This is a genomic window from Pseudomonas sp. efr-133-TYG-23 (genome assembly GCF_030209215.1).
Taxonomy (GTDB): Bacteria; Pseudomonadota; Gammaproteobacteria; order Pseudomonadales; family Pseudomonadaceae; genus Aquipseudomonas; species Aquipseudomonas rhodesiae.
This window is the reverse complement of sequence record NZ_JARVSL010000020.1, coordinates 298,469-314,462: the sequence shown is the minus strand read 5'-3', so window position 1 is coordinate 314,462 and position 15,994 is coordinate 298,469. Positions and strand designations below refer to the sequence as shown.

General features: G+C 55.5%; 21 protein-coding genes, 1 tRNA gene and 1 pseudogene. 17 read left to right on the top strand and 6 right to left on the bottom strand.

Going from position 1 to position 15,994, the window contains the following annotated elements; all coding sequences use genetic code 11:
- The first annotated feature begins 5 nt into the window (after positions 1-5).
- From QRN41_RS14795 to QRN41_RS14785, 3 genes are read left to right on the top strand one after another with little or no spacing between them, the layout of a single operon-like run.
- Positions 6-251: a hypothetical protein gene (locus tag QRN41_RS14795; protein WP_285421724.1), complete on the top strand. Its 246-nt coding sequence runs from the start codon at positions 6-8 to the stop codon at positions 249-251.
- Positions 248-718, top strand: coding sequence for a hypothetical protein (locus tag QRN41_RS14790; protein ID WP_285421723.1), 471 nt, complete (start codon positions 248-250; stop codon positions 716-718). Before QRN41_RS14795 ends, QRN41_RS14790 begins: the two co-directional genes overlap by 4 nt.
- Positions 706-1,206: a hypothetical protein gene (locus QRN41_RS14785; RefSeq protein WP_285421722.1), complete on the top strand. Its 501-nt coding sequence runs from the start codon at positions 706-708 to the stop codon at positions 1,204-1,206. The genes QRN41_RS14790 and QRN41_RS14785 overlap by 13 nt, the downstream gene beginning before the upstream one ends.
- 50 nt (positions 1,207-1,256) lie before the next feature.
- Here the strand turns inward: QRN41_RS14785 and QRN41_RS14780 are convergent, their stop codons facing one another.
- Positions 1,257-2,018: a hypothetical protein gene (locus QRN41_RS14780; RefSeq protein ID WP_285421721.1), complete on the bottom strand. Its 762-nt coding sequence runs from the start codon at positions 2,016-2,018 to the stop codon at positions 1,257-1,259.
- A gap of 104 nt (positions 2,019-2,122) precedes the next feature.
- On the opposite strand from QRN41_RS14780, the gene QRN41_RS14775 reads away from it, so the two are divergent.
- A complete protein-coding gene (locus QRN41_RS14775) occupies positions 2,123-2,755 on the top strand; it encodes a hypothetical protein (protein WP_285421720.1) in 633 nt (210 codons plus the stop codon).
- Between the two features lie 9 nt (positions 2,756-2,764).
- On the opposite strand, the gene QRN41_RS14770 is transcribed toward QRN41_RS14775, so the two are convergent.
- Positions 2,765-3,463: a hypothetical protein gene (locus QRN41_RS14770; protein WP_285421719.1), complete on the bottom strand. Its 699-nt coding sequence runs from the start codon at positions 3,461-3,463 to the stop codon at positions 2,765-2,767.
- A gap of 47 nt (positions 3,464-3,510) precedes the next feature.
- Here QRN41_RS14770 and QRN41_RS14765 point away from each other — a divergent pair, with 47 nt between their 5' ends.
- Positions 3,511-4,290, top strand: a complete 780-nt coding sequence (locus tag QRN41_RS14765) for a DUF2786 domain-containing protein (protein WP_285421718.1) — start codon at positions 3,511-3,513, stop codon at positions 4,288-4,290.
- A gap of 524 nt (positions 4,291-4,814) precedes the next feature.
- Here the strand turns inward: QRN41_RS14765 and QRN41_RS14760 are convergent.
- Positions 4,815-5,819: a hypothetical protein gene (locus QRN41_RS14760; RefSeq protein ID WP_285421717.1), complete on the bottom strand. Its 1,005-nt coding sequence runs from the start codon at positions 5,817-5,819 to the stop codon at positions 4,815-4,817.
- 345 nt (positions 5,820-6,164) lie between these two features.
- Between QRN41_RS14760 and QRN41_RS14755 the strand changes: the two genes are divergently transcribed.
- A complete protein-coding gene (locus QRN41_RS14755) occupies positions 6,165-6,458 on the top strand; it encodes a hypothetical protein (protein WP_285421716.1) in 294 nt (97 codons plus the stop codon).
- Between the two features lie 25 nt (positions 6,459-6,483).
- Here QRN41_RS14755 and QRN41_RS14750 read toward each other — a convergent pair whose 3' ends face one another.
- Positions 6,484-6,783: a hypothetical protein gene (locus QRN41_RS14750; RefSeq protein ID WP_285421715.1), complete on the bottom strand. Its 300-nt coding sequence runs from the start codon at positions 6,781-6,783 to the stop codon at positions 6,484-6,486.
- A gap of 166 nt (positions 6,784-6,949) precedes the next feature.
- Here QRN41_RS14750 and QRN41_RS14745 point away from each other — a divergent pair, with 166 nt between their 5' ends.
- From QRN41_RS14745 to QRN41_RS14715, 7 genes are all read left to right on the top strand, one after another.
- Positions 6,950-7,276, top strand: coding sequence for a hypothetical protein (locus QRN41_RS14745; RefSeq protein WP_285421714.1), 327 nt, complete (start codon positions 6,950-6,952; stop codon positions 7,274-7,276).
- A 199-nt stretch (positions 7,277-7,475) separates the two neighbouring features.
- The gene (locus QRN41_RS14740) at positions 7,476-7,958 is read left to right on the top strand and encodes a hypothetical protein (RefSeq protein ID WP_285421713.1); all 483 of its coding nucleotides are present in this window, start codon (positions 7,476-7,478) and stop codon (positions 7,956-7,958) included.
- Positions 7,958-8,731, top strand: coding sequence for a hypothetical protein (locus QRN41_RS14735; protein ID WP_285421712.1), 774 nt, complete (start codon positions 7,958-7,960; stop codon positions 8,729-8,731). Before QRN41_RS14740 ends, QRN41_RS14735 begins: the two co-directional genes overlap by 1 nt.
- 401 nt (positions 8,732-9,132) lie before the next feature.
- A complete protein-coding gene (locus QRN41_RS14730; RefSeq protein WP_285421711.1) occupies positions 9,133-9,672 on the top strand; it encodes a hypothetical protein in 540 nt (179 codons plus the stop codon).
- Between the two features lie 36 nt (positions 9,673-9,708).
- Positions 9,709-9,936, top strand: coding sequence for a hypothetical protein (locus tag QRN41_RS14725; RefSeq protein WP_285421710.1), 228 nt, complete (start codon positions 9,709-9,711; stop codon positions 9,934-9,936).
- Positions 9,933-10,142: a DUF4224 domain-containing protein gene (locus QRN41_RS14720; protein ID WP_181079718.1), complete on the top strand. Its 210-nt coding sequence runs from the start codon at positions 9,933-9,935 to the stop codon at positions 10,140-10,142. Before QRN41_RS14725 ends, QRN41_RS14720 begins: the two co-directional genes overlap by 4 nt.
- Position 10,143: 1 nt before the next feature.
- Positions 10,144-11,175: a site-specific integrase gene (locus QRN41_RS14715; RefSeq protein ID WP_285421709.1), complete on the top strand. Its 1,032-nt coding sequence runs from the start codon at positions 10,144-10,146 to the stop codon at positions 11,173-11,175.
- Positions 11,176-11,257: 82 nt separating this feature from the next.
- Here the strand turns inward: QRN41_RS14715 and QRN41_RS14710 are convergent.
- Positions 11,258-11,344: transfer RNA gene (locus QRN41_RS14710), tRNA-Leu, on the bottom strand.
- Between the two features lie 179 nt (positions 11,345-11,523).
- On the opposite strand from QRN41_RS14710, the pseudogene QRN41_RS14705 reads away from it, so the two are divergent.
- Both QRN41_RS14705 and QRN41_RS14700 read left to right on the top strand, forming a co-directional pair.
- Positions 11,524-11,730 (top strand): annotated as a pseudogene (locus QRN41_RS14705) (amino acid permease); the annotation flags it as partial.
- Positions 11,685-12,308 (top strand): helix-turn-helix domain-containing protein, encoded by a 624-nt coding sequence (locus QRN41_RS14700; RefSeq protein ID WP_243269849.1) that lies wholly within the window; start codon positions 11,685-11,687, stop codon positions 12,306-12,308. The pseudogene QRN41_RS14705 and the gene QRN41_RS14700, both read left to right, overlap by 46 nt.
- A gap of 16 nt (positions 12,309-12,324) precedes the next feature.
- On the opposite strand, the gene QRN41_RS14695 is transcribed toward QRN41_RS14700, so the two are convergent.
- Positions 12,325-13,242, bottom strand: a complete 918-nt coding sequence (locus tag QRN41_RS14695; protein ID WP_034138176.1) for a universal stress protein — start codon at positions 13,240-13,242, stop codon at positions 12,325-12,327.
- A 196-nt stretch (positions 13,243-13,438) separates the two neighbouring features.
- Here QRN41_RS14695 and QRN41_RS14690 point away from each other — a divergent pair, with 196 nt between their 5' ends.
- Positions 13,439-13,828, top strand: coding sequence for a DUF2946 domain-containing protein (locus QRN41_RS14690; protein WP_167418280.1), 390 nt, complete (start codon positions 13,439-13,441; stop codon positions 13,826-13,828).
- Between the two features lie 87 nt (positions 13,829-13,915).
- Complete coding sequence (locus QRN41_RS14685; RefSeq protein WP_167418281.1) at positions 13,916-15,985, top strand: TonB-dependent receptor; 2,070 nt, start codon at positions 13,916-13,918, stop codon at positions 15,983-15,985.
- Positions 15,986-15,994 lie beyond the last annotated feature (9 nt).

Genomic DNA, 15,994 nt, shown 5'->3' with positions numbered 1-15,994 from the left:
TCGCCATGTACGTCAGCAACCACTTAAGCCTGGTAGAGCAGCACCGCCAGCACGCCGACTCAATATCGGAACGCACAGCGCAGTTCCTGGCCGCCGGCGGAAACGTTTCCCAGGTACCGAGCCTGGCGGGCAATCCGATCCCTCCCAAGCGATCCGTGAAGATTGATCCAGAAACCATCCTCAAGCGCCGCAAGCCAGCCATTTCCAGGGCTGAGCGTAGCGTGCTGCGCAAATTGGCGGAGGCATTATGAGCAAACGTAAGCCTCACAACCTGCAGGCGCGCATCGCAAGGTCATGCCGGTCACTGCTGGCATCCAACCATGTCGCGGTGGTGAACATCGATCCCAGCGGCCGCCAGGGCATGATCAATTACAAATCGCTGAAGAACATCCCGCCGGGGAAAATCGGCCAGGCCGTTTGCGAAATTCCTCACCGATGGACGATCTACCTCAGCGCCCTGTGTATCGACGCCCGCGGTGACCGCTACAGCAAGTCGGTGGAAGTCGCCCCGGATGGCAACTACCTCTCCGATCACCTGGAAGACGTAATCGAGCATTGCTACAAAAAACTCCGCGACGAAGCCAACCAGAGCCAGATGGTGGCCTCGGGCTGGATTGCCATACCTGAGGCGATATCGCTGGACGAGGCGCACGCCGCGCGGATATTCGAAGCGGTCGGCGCCTGGAACCAGGTGAAGGTCGAGCCATGCGCCGCGTAGCCCCTACCGAACAGAAAGAAAGAACGGCCAGGCTCGCGGAGAAGCGCCAGGAACTGGGCGAACAGGAAATGCGACACACAGTGCAGTGCGGCGCCCGGGCCATGCTCAGCGAGCTGATGAACTGGCACAGGCTCAAGGAGATCAGCGAAGCCGTGCAGTTGCTGGTTTTAAACGCAGATCCTAAAGGCCTCCCGCCGGCGCCGCCGAAAGTGAACGGCCCGTCGGAGATCATACGGCACTACTTCAGGCAGGGCATGCGTGACAGGCTGGACAGTCTCACCGCTGAGCTGGGGGAGGCAAAGCACTCACGCACGATTCAACGGCTCATAGCGCATGCCCACTCGCTGGGCCCCATAAAGTCTGCTCCGCTGCTGGAAATTAAGCGCCACAAAATCGACATATCTGAAAACGTCACGCGCAAATTACGGCAGGTAGGCTTTGCCGAATCGCTTCAAATGGACGCAGAAGAAGACGGCGACGAATCCTGACACAGCTTGATAATGGTCAATAGTCAGGCCCTCATACAAACCTGTTGCTTTCATTGTTGATCACAGAAAAATCTGATCAGAAAAACTACAGAGGACGCCGAGACTGCAAGCGGAAGCCCAATTTCAATTAATACAATTCGAATATTCTGAGACTTTAACAAGAGTCTAAAACGATTATCGAACCTCTCCAAAGAAACAGGAATTCTAGTGTTTAATATAACCCCTTCAGTCGACTCAACTGATCTCTGTATTTGATCTAAAGAGCTTTTCACTTCCTGAATAGAGCGAGTAACAGATCCGGCTGCGGACATATCTTTTCTTTGTAATTCGTCAACATGCCCGTTCAGGCTTTTCAAGCCATCCTCGACTTTAACGAGGAGGTCCCGGTACGAGCCCATTGAGCGTGCCTCCTGCAACCACCATGTATACAGCGACGATTGCTTAGGATCATCTGGATAATCCGCGCCTTCAGAAGCCCATTTTGCCCCAGTCACAAATCCAAGCTTAGTACCTGTAATTCGAATTGCCCATTCAGAATAAAATTCATAGCAGTACCAGGCAAAGTGAACTAGGTTGTATCCGAGCATTACGGCAAGACCGACCATTAACTTAAATGGGGTTACACCCGTAAGCTTGACCCCCAACAATGAAAAATCAGCACCAGCCTGAATCTCTCCCAATACAAGAATAATTACCACTACCGACGTCAACAAAAGATTTCGCCGCAACTTCATCGCAGTATCTGATATACCAAAGCCGATAGGTGCCCCTAACGTTTTCTCTAGTTCTTCTTTTGAAGGGTACTGTCTCACCTTGAGCGCCTTATAAACAAAGAATTCATTGCAGCTTAATACCCCAACCCAAACCAAAATGCCACCACCGACTACCGGAGGGCGGCGCCTGACGGAGATAATCCATGGACGATCAGTTCTACCTGCAAGACAGCCGCAGCCACGCCTACATCGGCGACGGGTTGTCGTTCTGGGGCTTTGGCGGATCTGGTTATGTCACTGATCTGGCCAAGGCCCAAGTGTTCAGCCGGGATGGTGCTTGCGATCACCGCGACACTGACATCCCCTGGCCCAAGGCCTATGTCGATGCCAGGGCGCGAGTCGGTGTCGATTGCCAGAATGTCACCTTGAGCGAGGCGCTGGACCAACACCCCGACGCAGCCGAGTTTTACATCCAGAAGCCGCAGTGCTGGAACGGTAACAACCTGATTTGGCTTTGTGCGGACGGAGTATTCACAAGCGATCTGTCGAAGGCAGCCGTGGTGCCGAGGGCTCACACCGTCACTTGGATCGGCAAGCTCGGTCAATCAGGTGCAGTGGTCTGGCCCAGGCCCTACATCGACGCGCATAGCCGCCGGTTGGTCGAACGCGACGACGTGAACATCAAGGAAGCCCTGCGCGGTACCGGAATCAGGTGGGCCAAGCCAAAAAGGCCCAAAATGATAATGTTCAATTGCGATGGCTGCGGCCGGTTCATCAGTGATGCCCAGCGCTTTCGGGAAGACTGCCGTAACTGTGGAGCTAGTAATAGGCCATAGACTAATATCTCATTGAATCATAAGTTTCTTTTCAATTTTCTTTTCAAAACTGGAAATCAAGTTATCAATTAACATATATGCCTGCTCTGGAGTTCGGCAATTATTTTTTACGAACCAAGACCAGTGCCGATTAATCGATCCATTCATTCTCTCACCAAGTTTAGTATTAGAATCATAAGCCCCCATCCAAATAAATGAATTATTAAGGATAAAAAAGCATCGATCCGTGAACTTGAAAATCTCAGCAGCCTCCGACTCAAGTTTGATACGCCAGGCAGATTGGGACTGCAGCATAAGCTCCTTTAATTGCATTTGTTGCTCCCTTGTCTCTTTAATCTCTGGTGATATTTTTTTCTCATCAAACCCCATATCGCTGGCGGTTATTTCATCATCGACTTCTACCATTTGAACTGCAAAATCCGCCCAATACCACATGTTTTGCATTCGAGTTCTATATCCATGAAGGCACGCGACAAGCTTGCGCGCGAGCTCAAGATCTGCCGCGGCATTAACTTGATGCTTCCAACTATTGATATTGGCTGCCGCAACGCATACAGCGATTACTGTCGCCAACGAGCCGAGTATCTCAAATAGATCATGCACGTTGCTCACAACGAAAAAATCGCTGCGGATCGGCACCGCTGCCCATACAGCACCGCAAGCAAAAAGTAAAAACGAACAAAGCCAAACGACCCAGTCACGACTCATAACCCGCTCCCCTGTAGATCCCGGAACTATACCGGCGAGGATCCCCTATGTCCGCACAACAGATCGACGAAAAGAAACTCGACCGCGCGATCCGCAAGATCAAGCACTGCCTGGCGCTGGCCCAAAGCGCCAACGAGAACGAAGCTGCAACCGCACTCCGGCAGGCACAGGCATTGATGCGTGATTACCGGCTGACCGAAATGGATGTGAAGTTGAGCGACGTGGGTGAGGTTGAGTCGGCCCTCTTGCGTGCCAAGCGTCGGCCGGCGTGGGATCAACAACTAAGTATCGCTGTAGCCGATGCATTCAACTGCACGACCCTGCGACGCAGAAAGTGGAGTTGCTCGAAAGACCAGGTCGTTGAGTGCGCGACATTCGTCGGCGTTTCTCCCGCTCAGAACATCGCCCTATACGCGTATGAGGCGCTGCACACCAAGCTTACTCAGGCGCGCAAGGAGTACTGCTCGGGCGTCAGATCTGGCATCCATCGCAGTCAATATTCGGCTGAAACTGCCGGCGACCACTTTTCACTGGCGTGGGTCTGGGAGGTTCAGTCGAAACTGAAAGCGCTTGTGCCTCAGGGCGACGATGACCCGATCGGCAGCCCCTCCACCGGCCAAGACATCGTCGCGATTCAGGCGCAGGACAAGTCATTAATCAGCGAGTATCTCGCCGCCCTCGACATTCGAGAGTCGCGGAAAAGTAAGGGGGTGGAGTTGGATATGAACGCCCAAATCGCTGGAATGCTCGCTGGCAGCAAAGTTGAACTGCACGCCGGTATCGCGCGCGGTGGTGAGGATACGCTCGCGCTTTCCGCTCATGCTTGAGCTCCAATGCCCATAGCAACCCTATAGCCTGCGCCAGCAATTAACCCTGCCCCAACCTCACGCCCAGCAACCTGAGCTAGGCCACGGTCAACATAGGTTCGCTCACACGCGACAACCGGCGCTACCACCTCACCACCGCGCTTCACCTCGACGTTGATACGCCAGGTCTCCCGGCCCTCATCGTCCTTGTCGCATTCCATGTAGTTCCAAACCTAGAAAGCCTTCGATCTCATCGTAAATATCGTGCTTGGTCATGGGCCTTCCCACTTCAGAGAAGGCCCATCGTATCACCTCGGTTCATCAGTCCCCGTCTTTGTCACCTCCGTCTTGGTCGAGTTCATCGATGAGCCGCAGGATGGTTATGACCAGCCCCAGAAGGCGCTTCAATCGTCGCATATGCAAAAACCTCAATGGATGAAAGAGGTGATGCGCATCAGCAACTTATAAATGCCCACACTCCACCGTCCGGGCATGGCCCGGCATAGGCCGCTGAATTCGGAAGTCTTACGTTGGATTAGGGTCGGCTAGCGAATCAAATGGTTCAAATCCGCACATTTAAGCAAGCAAGCTGTTAGGGCTTCCGACTCGGGAGTTGCTCCCGGATGCATCAAACTGCCTTTACCTTCAACCATTGCTGCAGCGAAAGAGAGTGCGCTCAGCAAATTAAAAAGCCGGAGGTAATTTTCAGGCGTAGCATAACCGTGAAAAAAACCATGGGAAATACCATGACGATTTAAAGTAAGGTATTCAGGGGCTGCTCCCGTATACAAATAAAGCTTAGAGTTGAGATATCTAGATATACTTTCAAACATCTGAACTCTTTCATGAAAATGATCCAACAAAGAGACATTGATCTCATTGGCCGGGTACCAATCATACCCGTCCATCATCATATCAATTTCTTTCTGCTGCAGCCTTCTAAATACTTTAGTTAACAATGCAATGCTAACCGCTTCATCAACATTAATTCCTGAAGCCACACCAAGCCGCCTTACAATTCCTTCAATGCAAGGTAGAAGTCCGACGATTGCAACGTTGTATAGGCCTAAGCAGTAGGCCTTTGATGATTCCACTAATTGAGAGTGGAATTGACCAAATGTTCTCCTTTCGGACCAGACGCCATTAATTAGTTGCGCTAACCCGTCAGGCGGGTACATTTCAAGAAGCATGAGATCGCCACACTTCATTTTATCAACATGTAGTGGCGCGTCCTTTATGCGAATCGCATGGCGACTTAAAAACCCCATCTTATAATAAGGTGGTATTACGATGTCAGCGGAAAAGAAGAATTCGCGCATCCAAGCTAAACCTCCCCCCCTGGGAATCTCGGATATATCTCGAGGAAAGAAGGCTGTGCCATCCAATGTTGTAACTCGATACCCTAGTATCGGCCAAAACACGTCTACACTAGCATCTACTACTTTTATATAGTCTGCTCCCTCTCGTCCTAAGCACGCCTTTACCGCTTTCAAGCTTTTACCCAGAGCCTGTGATCGTCTGCACGCTCTGTAGGCTTTCGCAAAATCCATAGAATCTCCTTTTGAATCCACGAAATATAACCCTGAGGTATCCCCATGCCCACACAAAACAAACCGTCCGAGTCGCTGCCGGGACTGGCGACCAGCGCCGAGCTAAAGCGCTATCCTGACCATCTGTGCCAGATCGACTACACGGCACACCCATATCGTTGCGGGTGTTTGAGTGGCGACGAAGAGGCGCAGCGGAGGTTTAACGAACATTAGGCTAAAGCCGCCCAGCCTCAGCGCGATCCGGTGGAATTCACGGCTGTCGGCGTACTGCGGGACGACGGTGACGGCGGCTTGGTCCCTGAATGGACTCTTGAGGGCGGAACTTCCGAGCTTTGGGCTGGCGCCATGCTGCTGATCGCTGACGAGGATCAGGAATTGTGCGCAGAAGATGGTCATTGCGAGCTTTATAGAGCGCAGCCAGGACCTGTAGCGGTGGCGCTGCCAGACCGCGACACCCTCCGCGACATCATCGCCCGGGCCATCGGCGGCGACACCTACGATTGCACTAGGGTCTGGCGCGCTTGGTCGGTCGGCACAATGTCGGACGACGACTTTCTGCCCGTTGTCGACCAGGAGGCCAGGCTTTACGAGATCACTGACGCCTGCCTCGAAGAATTCACCCGCATCAACGCCCAGTAACCCCTCCCCCCTTAAAAGTCAGCCGCTATAGCGACCCAGCAGCCAGGCGAAGACTCGCGGCACCATCAGCAGCCAGCTTTCGGGCTCGACCGACACCCCAAACCATGGCCCTGGTCATGGTCTCGCGAGGGTGGGAATCATAAGCCTCTTCATGAAGAGCCATGCCATCTGGGGCATAGATCCCAATGAACAGTTGAGTCTGGCCGGTTTGGGAGAGCCTGACCTGCACATCGATGTGAGTTCCATCTCTCAGAGTTTCTTCGTGTGTTCGGCTGTGGAGTTTCGGATCAGCCCACCTCCAGAAGATGTCGCCTCGAAGCCTCATAGATCCTCCTTGCCATAGCCCGCTTGTTAAGTCGGGACCCAATTTAGTCCTATGAAAACAAAGCGCAAGCGCTTGCAAACCGGCACCTGACAGCTGGTCGCCACATCTGTACAGGCCAAAATTCTATGTACAACTTTACAGCCGCTATAGCGGCAAGGACGAAGTCATGCCTGAAGAAAAGCAGATAATCGCTCAAGTGCCGGTCGAGCGCGACCAGCACGGTCAATGGACACACCCAGTTTGGCCGGATGACGGCGAAGAAAGACAGCTCCCCTACAGCTGGTTCGCTGAGCACGGTCTTGAGCTCGGCCTCGTTGAAATGGAAAACGATGGCCCAGAAGACTTTATAGCGGCGTGGTTTGGCGAGGGGGAAATCGATTGCACACCTTGGACACCTACGAAGCCTGCCGGTGACGGCTGGTTCGTCTTCTCGATTCACGATACTGAAGACGGTCCTGTCTGCATCTGGGTTAGACCAATGATGACGACATGAGCCGCAGCCAATACAGCACCGATTGCTAAAACTGAACCTATATTTGCTGGCGCGGCGCCTTGACAGCGGCTATACAAGGCAAGGGGCAACCTTTTGACTCAAAGGTTAGTAGAAAACGTTACAAAAGGGCTACGCTTAAGGGAGTTGCGTGCCCCTTGTGCTGCCGGGCACTAACCACATTCATAAATGGACAAAAAGAATGGCAATTGAAAACCACGCGTTACCCGATTTTATGGCGAAACTCACGCGTCTCGGTGCGGCACCGATTAGTGAGATTTCAGTGGTTCCGGATAATATTTTCTCGGCAACTGAGGTCGCCGAGTTAGTTCAGGCTGCTGAGGCCGACACGTTGAGGACTCTGCTCAATCAAAACCAGATCCCCTATCAAGAATTATTTGATTCTGACGAAAGTATCGTCTACCACCAGAACTACAGCGACGATTGGTTTGGTCCAACTATCCTCATCCCATTAGCTGCGCTCCTGCAGAACCCGAACGTGACGTCTGTGATACTCGGGCTCATCACAAACTATCTTTATGACGCTTTCAAAGGTGGCAAGACTCAAACAGTAAAACTCAACATCATTAGGGAAACCAAAACGGGTGAGTTTAGAAAATTATCGTACAGCGGGCCAATAGAGGGAATGGCCGAGCTCTCCAGCATCTTAGAAAAAATTGAGTAATGAACTTGGACGAAATAATTCAGCAGTACAATTCCACAATAAAAACCGCAGAAGAATTCAGCTCACCCGCAAGGGACACAAAGCTCCAGCTTGAGCAGTGCGGAATATTAGAAAATCTGATTTATTATGCTCTGCTAAATAAGAAGAAGGCGATTGAGCATGCAGATGAGAATGTAGCCAATCTTTTCCTAGGCTACCAGTGTGCCGCTGGTGCGGTGCTGAGCGAAATAAGAATGTGGATATTGCTTAAGTTCGACAAACCAAATGAAGCATGGGATCAGTATGTAGCCGCTCAGATGGCCTTAATGGACGCTTGTCGAGCCCACGAGGGTTTTCAGCACGGAGGAGAAATTAGCCTGCGATTAACAACCATAGAACAGCTCATCTTTCCAAAGCAGAGCTTTGTCAGCGCGGGGTTCACTGCCAAACAACAAATCTGCTCTATTTGCAATTTGAAGTACTCGACATGCATACACCTTAGGCATAAAGCATATTGGGGCGAGCTATGCGATATCCTTCATTATGGAATCACCGGCGATCACCTCGCTCTCGTTGACTTCCCGGCTGATAGGAGGTGTCGAATCGTCTCGATTAATACCGCTGAAGGCGTTCAAGACAAACTCTCACTGATCGTAACGCCGCATGAAGACGATAATGCAACGCATGACGACGCTTCACTAGTTGTCCAGGCCACTATGATGTGCAACGACAGGTTTCCCTACTTGCAGCCGAGTAAGTTGGTACTGGGAGAGCTACCCATGGAGCGGCTGTAAGCCAGTAGTTCGAGTGGTCACAGCAGGATTTAGGGACATGTCATCCGTCAATTTTTAGATTAGTTTCAAATCCGCTGACGCCTGAAAGCGCGGCAGCGGCTGGTGAGCTCAACGACTCCTGAGTATCGCTGCGCATTTTAGTACCGGCTGAGCACTGCCAGACCGAGCCGCCCTTTGGCAGTGGATTAACCGGCCTTGAGTTCAGCGTCCAAGACTTCGCGAGGTCAACGGAGCGAGTTTAGCGTACTCGGAATACACCAGCCGGAAAGGGTAAAGATGCCCAGCCTCATATTTCGCACCGGGTCAGCCGCAAAGCCTGTCGCAATTGCCCAGCCCGTAAATCTCTAACCCCCTCCCCTTTATCTAAATGCACGCCGATGTATGGCGGGCGAGGTATTTCTATGTCAGCAGTTCAGCGATTCCACGAAGCAGCCAACGACGCCCTGGTCAAACTCAGCGAATACTGCCTGCATGGCTCCAAGCTGGCCTTGATCATCATCACCCCGGGCGAGCCGGAGCGAGACATAATCCTGGAAGACCAGGGCCTGGATAGAAACGAGCTGGTCAGCGCCCTGCGCCACCGCGGCCTGAGCATCGACGGTGACAACGCCTACAAACGCGACCTGTGCGACTCAATCGTCGGCGCCCTTGCCTTTGGCGCCCAAAACACCAATCCGCCGCCTGCCGATCACTGGGGCCAGCGGTTCTGGGATATCGCCCGGGAGGAACGCGCAAACAGCGAGCAACTGCTGAAGGCGCTAACGGCACTCGCCCATGTGGCGGGCGAATGTCAGCAGATCGCCAGCAACTACAGCGGCACTATCGACGGAGTCTTTGAAGACGGCGGCGACGATCACGAAGACCCGAGCTGCGCGATATTCCACCGTCTGTACTACGCCATGTTCGACGCGCGCGCCGCGATCAAGAAAGCCATCGAATAACCCACCTTCCGCCGCACGGCGCGGCAAGGATACCCCATGTTCGCAATAAAACTCACCCTGATTCTGCTGGGCGCTTTGCTGTACCTGGTCGCCAGCGGCTGCTGGATCTTCTGGATTGGCCCTGACTTGGTTTTCACCGGCACCACCGAGGCACTGCTTTATGCGTTCGGCGGCACTTGCGCGTGGATGCTGACCAGCTTCGGCCTGATCATTCACATCATCAAGACAGCGCGGCCCACTACGGGCGCACGGAGCGATCCATGAGCGGAGTTCAATTCCTATCGCATGAAGAGGTTTGCGAGCTGACCGGCGCTCGGACAAAGGCTGGGCAGATCCTGAACCTCAAAAGAAACGGCATCCGGCACACCATCAAAATGAACGGTTGGCCGAGCGTGACAGCCATGGCAGTTACTGCCGTCGGCATATCCGAGCCAGAGAAACTCGTATGGAAACCACGCAAGGCAAGCTGAAATGGGAAGAAGACCAAGTAAACCGGGCTCCATAGCGCTGCTAAGAGAGCGCAAGAAGGCCAGCGGCCGGGTTTTTTACTATTACGACACCGGCGGAAAGGACCGCAAGGAAATACCCCTGGGCAGTGACTACGGCTTGGCCATCCTGGCGTACGCAAAACTGGAGCGTGATCGCACTTCAACCGAACTGGTCACCAGGGTGATCACCTTTCGGTACGTGGCAGAAAAGTACCTGGTTGAAGTTGTGCCCACCAAGGGCGCAGCGACTCAGCTCGACAACCAGCGCGAACTGAAAAACTTAATGGCGTTCTTCGATGATCCGCCCGCACCACTTGAGACGATCGAGCCCCTTCATGTTCGCCAGTATCTGACCTGGCGAAAGTCAGCGCCGGTAAGAGCCAATCGAGAAAAAGCCCTGCTCAGCGCGATATGGAACTACGCCAGGGACAAGGGCTATACATCACTTGCGAACCCTTGCGCCGGAATCAAAGGTAACAAGGAGACTGGGCGGGACACCTATGTTGAGGACGAACTGTTCAAGCGAGTTCACGACAAGGCTGACGCGGGGTTGCGTGATGCAATGGACCTCGCCTACTTGACTGGTCAAAGAGTCACGGACACACGGTTGATGGACGAAAGAGACGTAAGGGATGGGCAGATCTGGGTCCTTCAGGGGAAAACCAAGGCAAAACGTCGAATCGAGGTCACCGGCGAACTGAAGGTTTTGATTGATCGAATAATGTCCCGAAAGTCAGGGCACAAAGTCCGCTCGACGCGGCTGATCGTTGCAGAGGATGGCACACCGATGACGGTGGCAATGTTGCGTAGGAGATTTGATATAGCGAGGGAAGCTGCCGGTGTGGCTAAGCCTGAGTTTCAAATGCGGGATCTGCGCGCCAAAGCCGGTACGGACAAGGCCGAATCCAGTGGCGATATCATGCAGGCCAAGGATCAACTTGGGCATACCACCGTAGTCATGACTGAGCAGTACATCCGCAACCGGAAAGGCAAGAAAGTCTCACCAACGAAGTGAATTGCGGACCAGTTATATTATTGCGGACCGGAAACAAACAAGGGCTTGCATCAGCTTTCGCCCGCAAACCCTTGATTCTAGATGGTGCCCGAAGCCGGAATCGAACCGGCACGCCCTTACGAGCGGGGGATTTTAAGTCCCATGCGTCTACCAGTTTCGCCATTCGGGCGGTAGCGCGGTGCAGCAGGGTTCGGAATATATAGACCCGAGCGCGTCGATGCAAGGTCGAGTGGCGGCTTTATGAAACAAAGCCCGGATAAAAAAACCTGACAGATCAGTGATCTACACCCTGCCCCAGGCACTTCTACAGCGGTTACTGAATCTACGTTTGCGTTGTTCTTGATATAAATCAAGCAGGCCCTGGCTCTGGTGGTCGGGTCAATGATCGGCAGCGGCATATTCAGCTTGCCGCAGAACATGGCCGCCAGTGCCGGGGCCGGGGCGATGCTGATCGGCTGGCTGATTACCGGCATCGGCATGCTGTCATTGGCGCTTGTCTACCAGACGTTATCCAACCGCCAACCGGCGCTGGACTATGGCGTTTTCGCCAAGGCACCCAGCATCCGTTGTCCGCCGACCTTTGGCGCCCTTTGGAGAAACTGCGCCAGCAGGTAGACCACTTGTTCGACGACTTCACCCGTAGCCCGGTGCCGTCCCCCTTCGGGCACGTGCTGTTCGATGTCGAACCGTTCTGGCGCCGCGAGCTGATCGGTCATGGCATGCCTGCCGTGGATATCACCGAGAAAGACAAAAGCTACGAAATCACCGCCGAACTGCCCGGCATGGATCAGACGACGCTCACGCCCGATGCCGTAACGCTCGGTCAGCCCTTCCAGTGCTTCGTGCTGGGCGTCCTGCACGGCTTTAATGCCGACGAACGTCTGGCCGCATTTTTGCTGAACTTGTCGCAACGCCTGAGTGTGCGCGGTTATTCCGGTACACGCTTCGTGTTGAAGATGCGTCGCGAGGAGATCGGCTCCTACCTGGGTCTGCGCCTGGAGACGGTGTGCCGCAGCATCGCCCACCTGCGGGACTTACGGCTCGTCACCATCAACAGCCGCAATGTCGAGATCCACGATCTGTGCGGGCTCACGCAGCTCGTTGCCGGTTGTCATCGTCCACCGACGTTCTGAACCCACCTGCCCTGCGCTACAACGTTTTACCCGGTTTGATCGCCAACACGCTGCACGGCGCCCGCTGCAAGAGCAATTCGGCGGTGGTGCCCAGCAGTTTGTCCAGGCCGCCATGCTGCACGGTGCCCATCACAATCACATCGGTGCGATGGGCCTCGGCGAATTCACAGATGCGCGGTACGGGGGTGCCTTCCAGGAAGTGGCGATGTTGCGGCGGCACACCGTGGCGTTCGGCCAAGGCCGCGAACGCCTCCTCCTGGGCCGAACCCAGTGCTTCGTAGATCCCGGTGGCCAGGGGCAGGACACCGACGCCCATGTCCATGGCATAGGCGGCTGTCCAGTCATACACATGCACCAGTTCAAGGGTGGCCGCACATTCGGTCGCCAGTTTTCGCGCAGCGGCGATAATCTGGTCGTTGAACACGGTGTCCTGTTCTTCAGTGCGCAGCACATCGACAATTGCCAAGACTTGGCGAGGCCGTGGTCGCGCATCCCCGGTGACCAAATGCACCGGCACCGGGCAATCGCGCAGCAATTGCCAATCCAGCGGGGTGAAGAACACCCGCTTCAGCCCGGAATCGTCCTCGGCATCTTTGATAATCAACGCCAGCGACAGCTCGTTGACGAAATGCAGGATCTCTTCATAGGGATGCTGCACCCACACCACTTCGCTGGTCACTGTCAGGCCCTGTTCACTCAGCGCCTGCGCCTGGGCTGCCAGCCATTGGCGATGGGTGTGCAGATAGCCTTCGCGCGCCTGGCGAACCTGCTCGGGAGCGAACAGCCCGGCAAAGGCCAAGGCCTGCAGGTAATCGAACGCGACGATATGCAGCGGTAATTGCATCGCCTTCGCCAGCGCCGCGGCACGCTCGAACGCAGGTGTGCGCGTCATGGTTTGGGGGGCGATCAACAGTAAACGGGCAGACGCAGACATAAAGCACCTCGGCACGCGGCCAGTGGGTGAGTGATAGTCCAAGGGTGCGCGTTCCCAGTGGGGACACATTGACCTTTATCAGTAACGCTGCGGTTTTCTGGCGTGCGAGCCCATGCGGCAAAATGGCACGGCGAAGCGCTTTTACTTCGTCGCCCGACTGCGGCTAAATATCCGCCCCCTTTGTGCGACTGCTGTGATGGCCACGTTCCGACGCCTCAGCCCCTGGATCGCCTGCCTGGCCTTGCTGATCAACCTGCTGGCCATGCCGCTGAGTCGCGCCATGCAGCCGCCGGACATGCGCCTGATGCTGTGGGGCGGATTCTGCTCCGGCGGCACCGCGAACACCTTGCCGTCCGGCATCGACAAACTGCTCGCTCCGCTCAAGTCTGGCCCCGCGACCAGCCCCATGCACCACGCCGACTGCTGCTGCGGGCACGCGGGCCTGGCCGCGTTGCCGTCGGACTACTACCGCCACTACCTGCCACGCTTCGCGCCGGATATCGCCTTCGACGCGCCGCTGTTACCCTCGCTGCACCCCAGGGTGCGCTGGCCGAGCCTGAGCCCGCGCGCCTCCCCTGTCGCCTGATCGCCGTCGTACTCCCTGTACTCAGTCGCGCCTGCGCGCGCGGCTCCACGTCTTTGAGAATTTTCCGGTTATCAGGAAGCTTGCCCTATGCCTGCTCCATTCATGCTGCTGCGCGCCAAACGCAGGGCTTTACCGCGCCCGTCCTGGCCATTGCTCTGCGTCGGCCTGTTCGCCTTTAACCCGCTGGCCGATGCCAGCGAAACCTCAGCCCTGACCCTGGGCACCGTTACCGTGCAAGGCGACAGCGTTGCCAGCGGCCCCCTGAGCACCAGCAGCGTGCTCAGTTCGGTGGATATCCTGGGTGGCGACATACTTGAAAAAATGCCGGTCAACTACAGCTGGGAACTGTTCAACCGCGCCCCGGGGGTGCTGCTGACGCCGTTCAACCAAGGCACCACCTCGGGGAAAATCTCTTTTCGCGGCTTCAACGGCGAAGGCGAAGTCAATGCGGTCAAGCTGCTGATCGACGGCATCCCCAGCAACAGCAACGACGGCAACATGCCGTTTATGGACATGATTTTCCCCCTGGAACTGGACAGTATCGAAGTGGTGCGCGGCACCAGCGATGCGCGCTATGGCCTGAACAACATTGCCGGCAACGTCAATATGTTCACCAGAACCGGCGGTGACTACACCAAGGCGCGTCTGCGCTACGGCAGCTACCACACCCAGGAAACCCAACTGGCCAAAGGCATCGAGGGCAGCAACTGGACCCAGAACTATTTCTTCGCCTACCAGAAAGCCGACGGCTTTCGCGATCACGCCCAGGCGGACAAGTTTTCGCTGTCAGGCAAGTGGTTCTACACCCCGGACGACAACCGCTACCGCCTCGGCCTGATCGCCCGTCACTATGAAACCGAGGCCCAGGAGCCCGGCTACCTGAGCGAACAGGACGCGCACCATCACCCGTCCATGACCAACCCCTACAACGCCAGCGACAAAGGTACGCGGCGCATGAATCAACTGAGCGTGCATCTGGATACGGAGCTGAGCGAGACCTTGGCCTGGTCAACGAAAACCTACCTCAACACCTTCGACGACCGCCGCTGGACCCAATACTGGCGCACCAGCCCCCAACAGGAACGCGACGCCTACGAAACCCAGTACGGCGCCCTCACCTCGCTGACCTGGCGGCCCGACGTCAGCTGGCTGTATGACTTCGCCCTTGAAGGCGGCAGCGACTTCCAACAGCAACGCAACACCAGCGAGCGTTATCGCACCCGGGACCGCGCGCGCCTGGCCCAGACCCGCGACCAGCAGTTCGATTTCGACACCTATGGCGCTTACCTTCAGGCGGAGATCAAGCCGTTCGAATCACTGAAAATCATACCGGCGTATCGCGTCGACAAGATCCGCGGCAGCTTCAGCAACGAAATGACCGGATTGGACTACGCCATCAATGACTATGGGTTGATCAAGCAGCCCAAGCTCAGCGTGGTCTACTCGCCCTGGTCCGTCGCCAGCCTGTACGCCAACTGGGGGCGCACCTTCCAGGTGGGCACCGGGGCGGCGGCGTATAAGATCCCGCCACGGGACAGCGACCTGGCGCCGTCCATCAACGACGGTTGGGAAACCGGCATCAAGTTCACCCCCACCGCCTGGATGGACGGGCGTATTGCCTATTGGCAACAGGAAGCCAGCGGTGAAGTCAGCCGGCGTTTGAACGACCCCAGCGGTGAGTCGGACAATGTCGGCGAAACCCGACGCTGGGGCTATGACGCGCAGCTGAATCTGCACCCGAACGACCGCACCGAAATGTGGCTGGCCTACGCCTGGCAGTACTCCAAAATTCTCAAACCCAGTGCCACCTCGCCCAATAGCAAGGGCCGGGAAATCGACCACGTCCCCCATCACCTGTACAACGCCGGCGTCAGCTACCAGGCCACCCCAGCCTTGCAGTTGAGCGCGTGGATGAACGGTCAGACCCACTACTATCTGGAACGGGAAAACACCCAGGGCACCTACGGCGGCTATGTATTGATGAACCTGGGTGCCACCTACCGAGTGAGCGAGTCGGTGAGTGTCGACCTGCAGCTCAAAAACCTTACCAATCGCTACTACGAGTACGCCTGGTACGATCCGGACGGTGCCCGCGCCGCTTTGCACTCCCCCGGTGACGGACGTGCGGTGTACAGCGGCGTGACGCTGGATTTTTGAGCCGTGGCA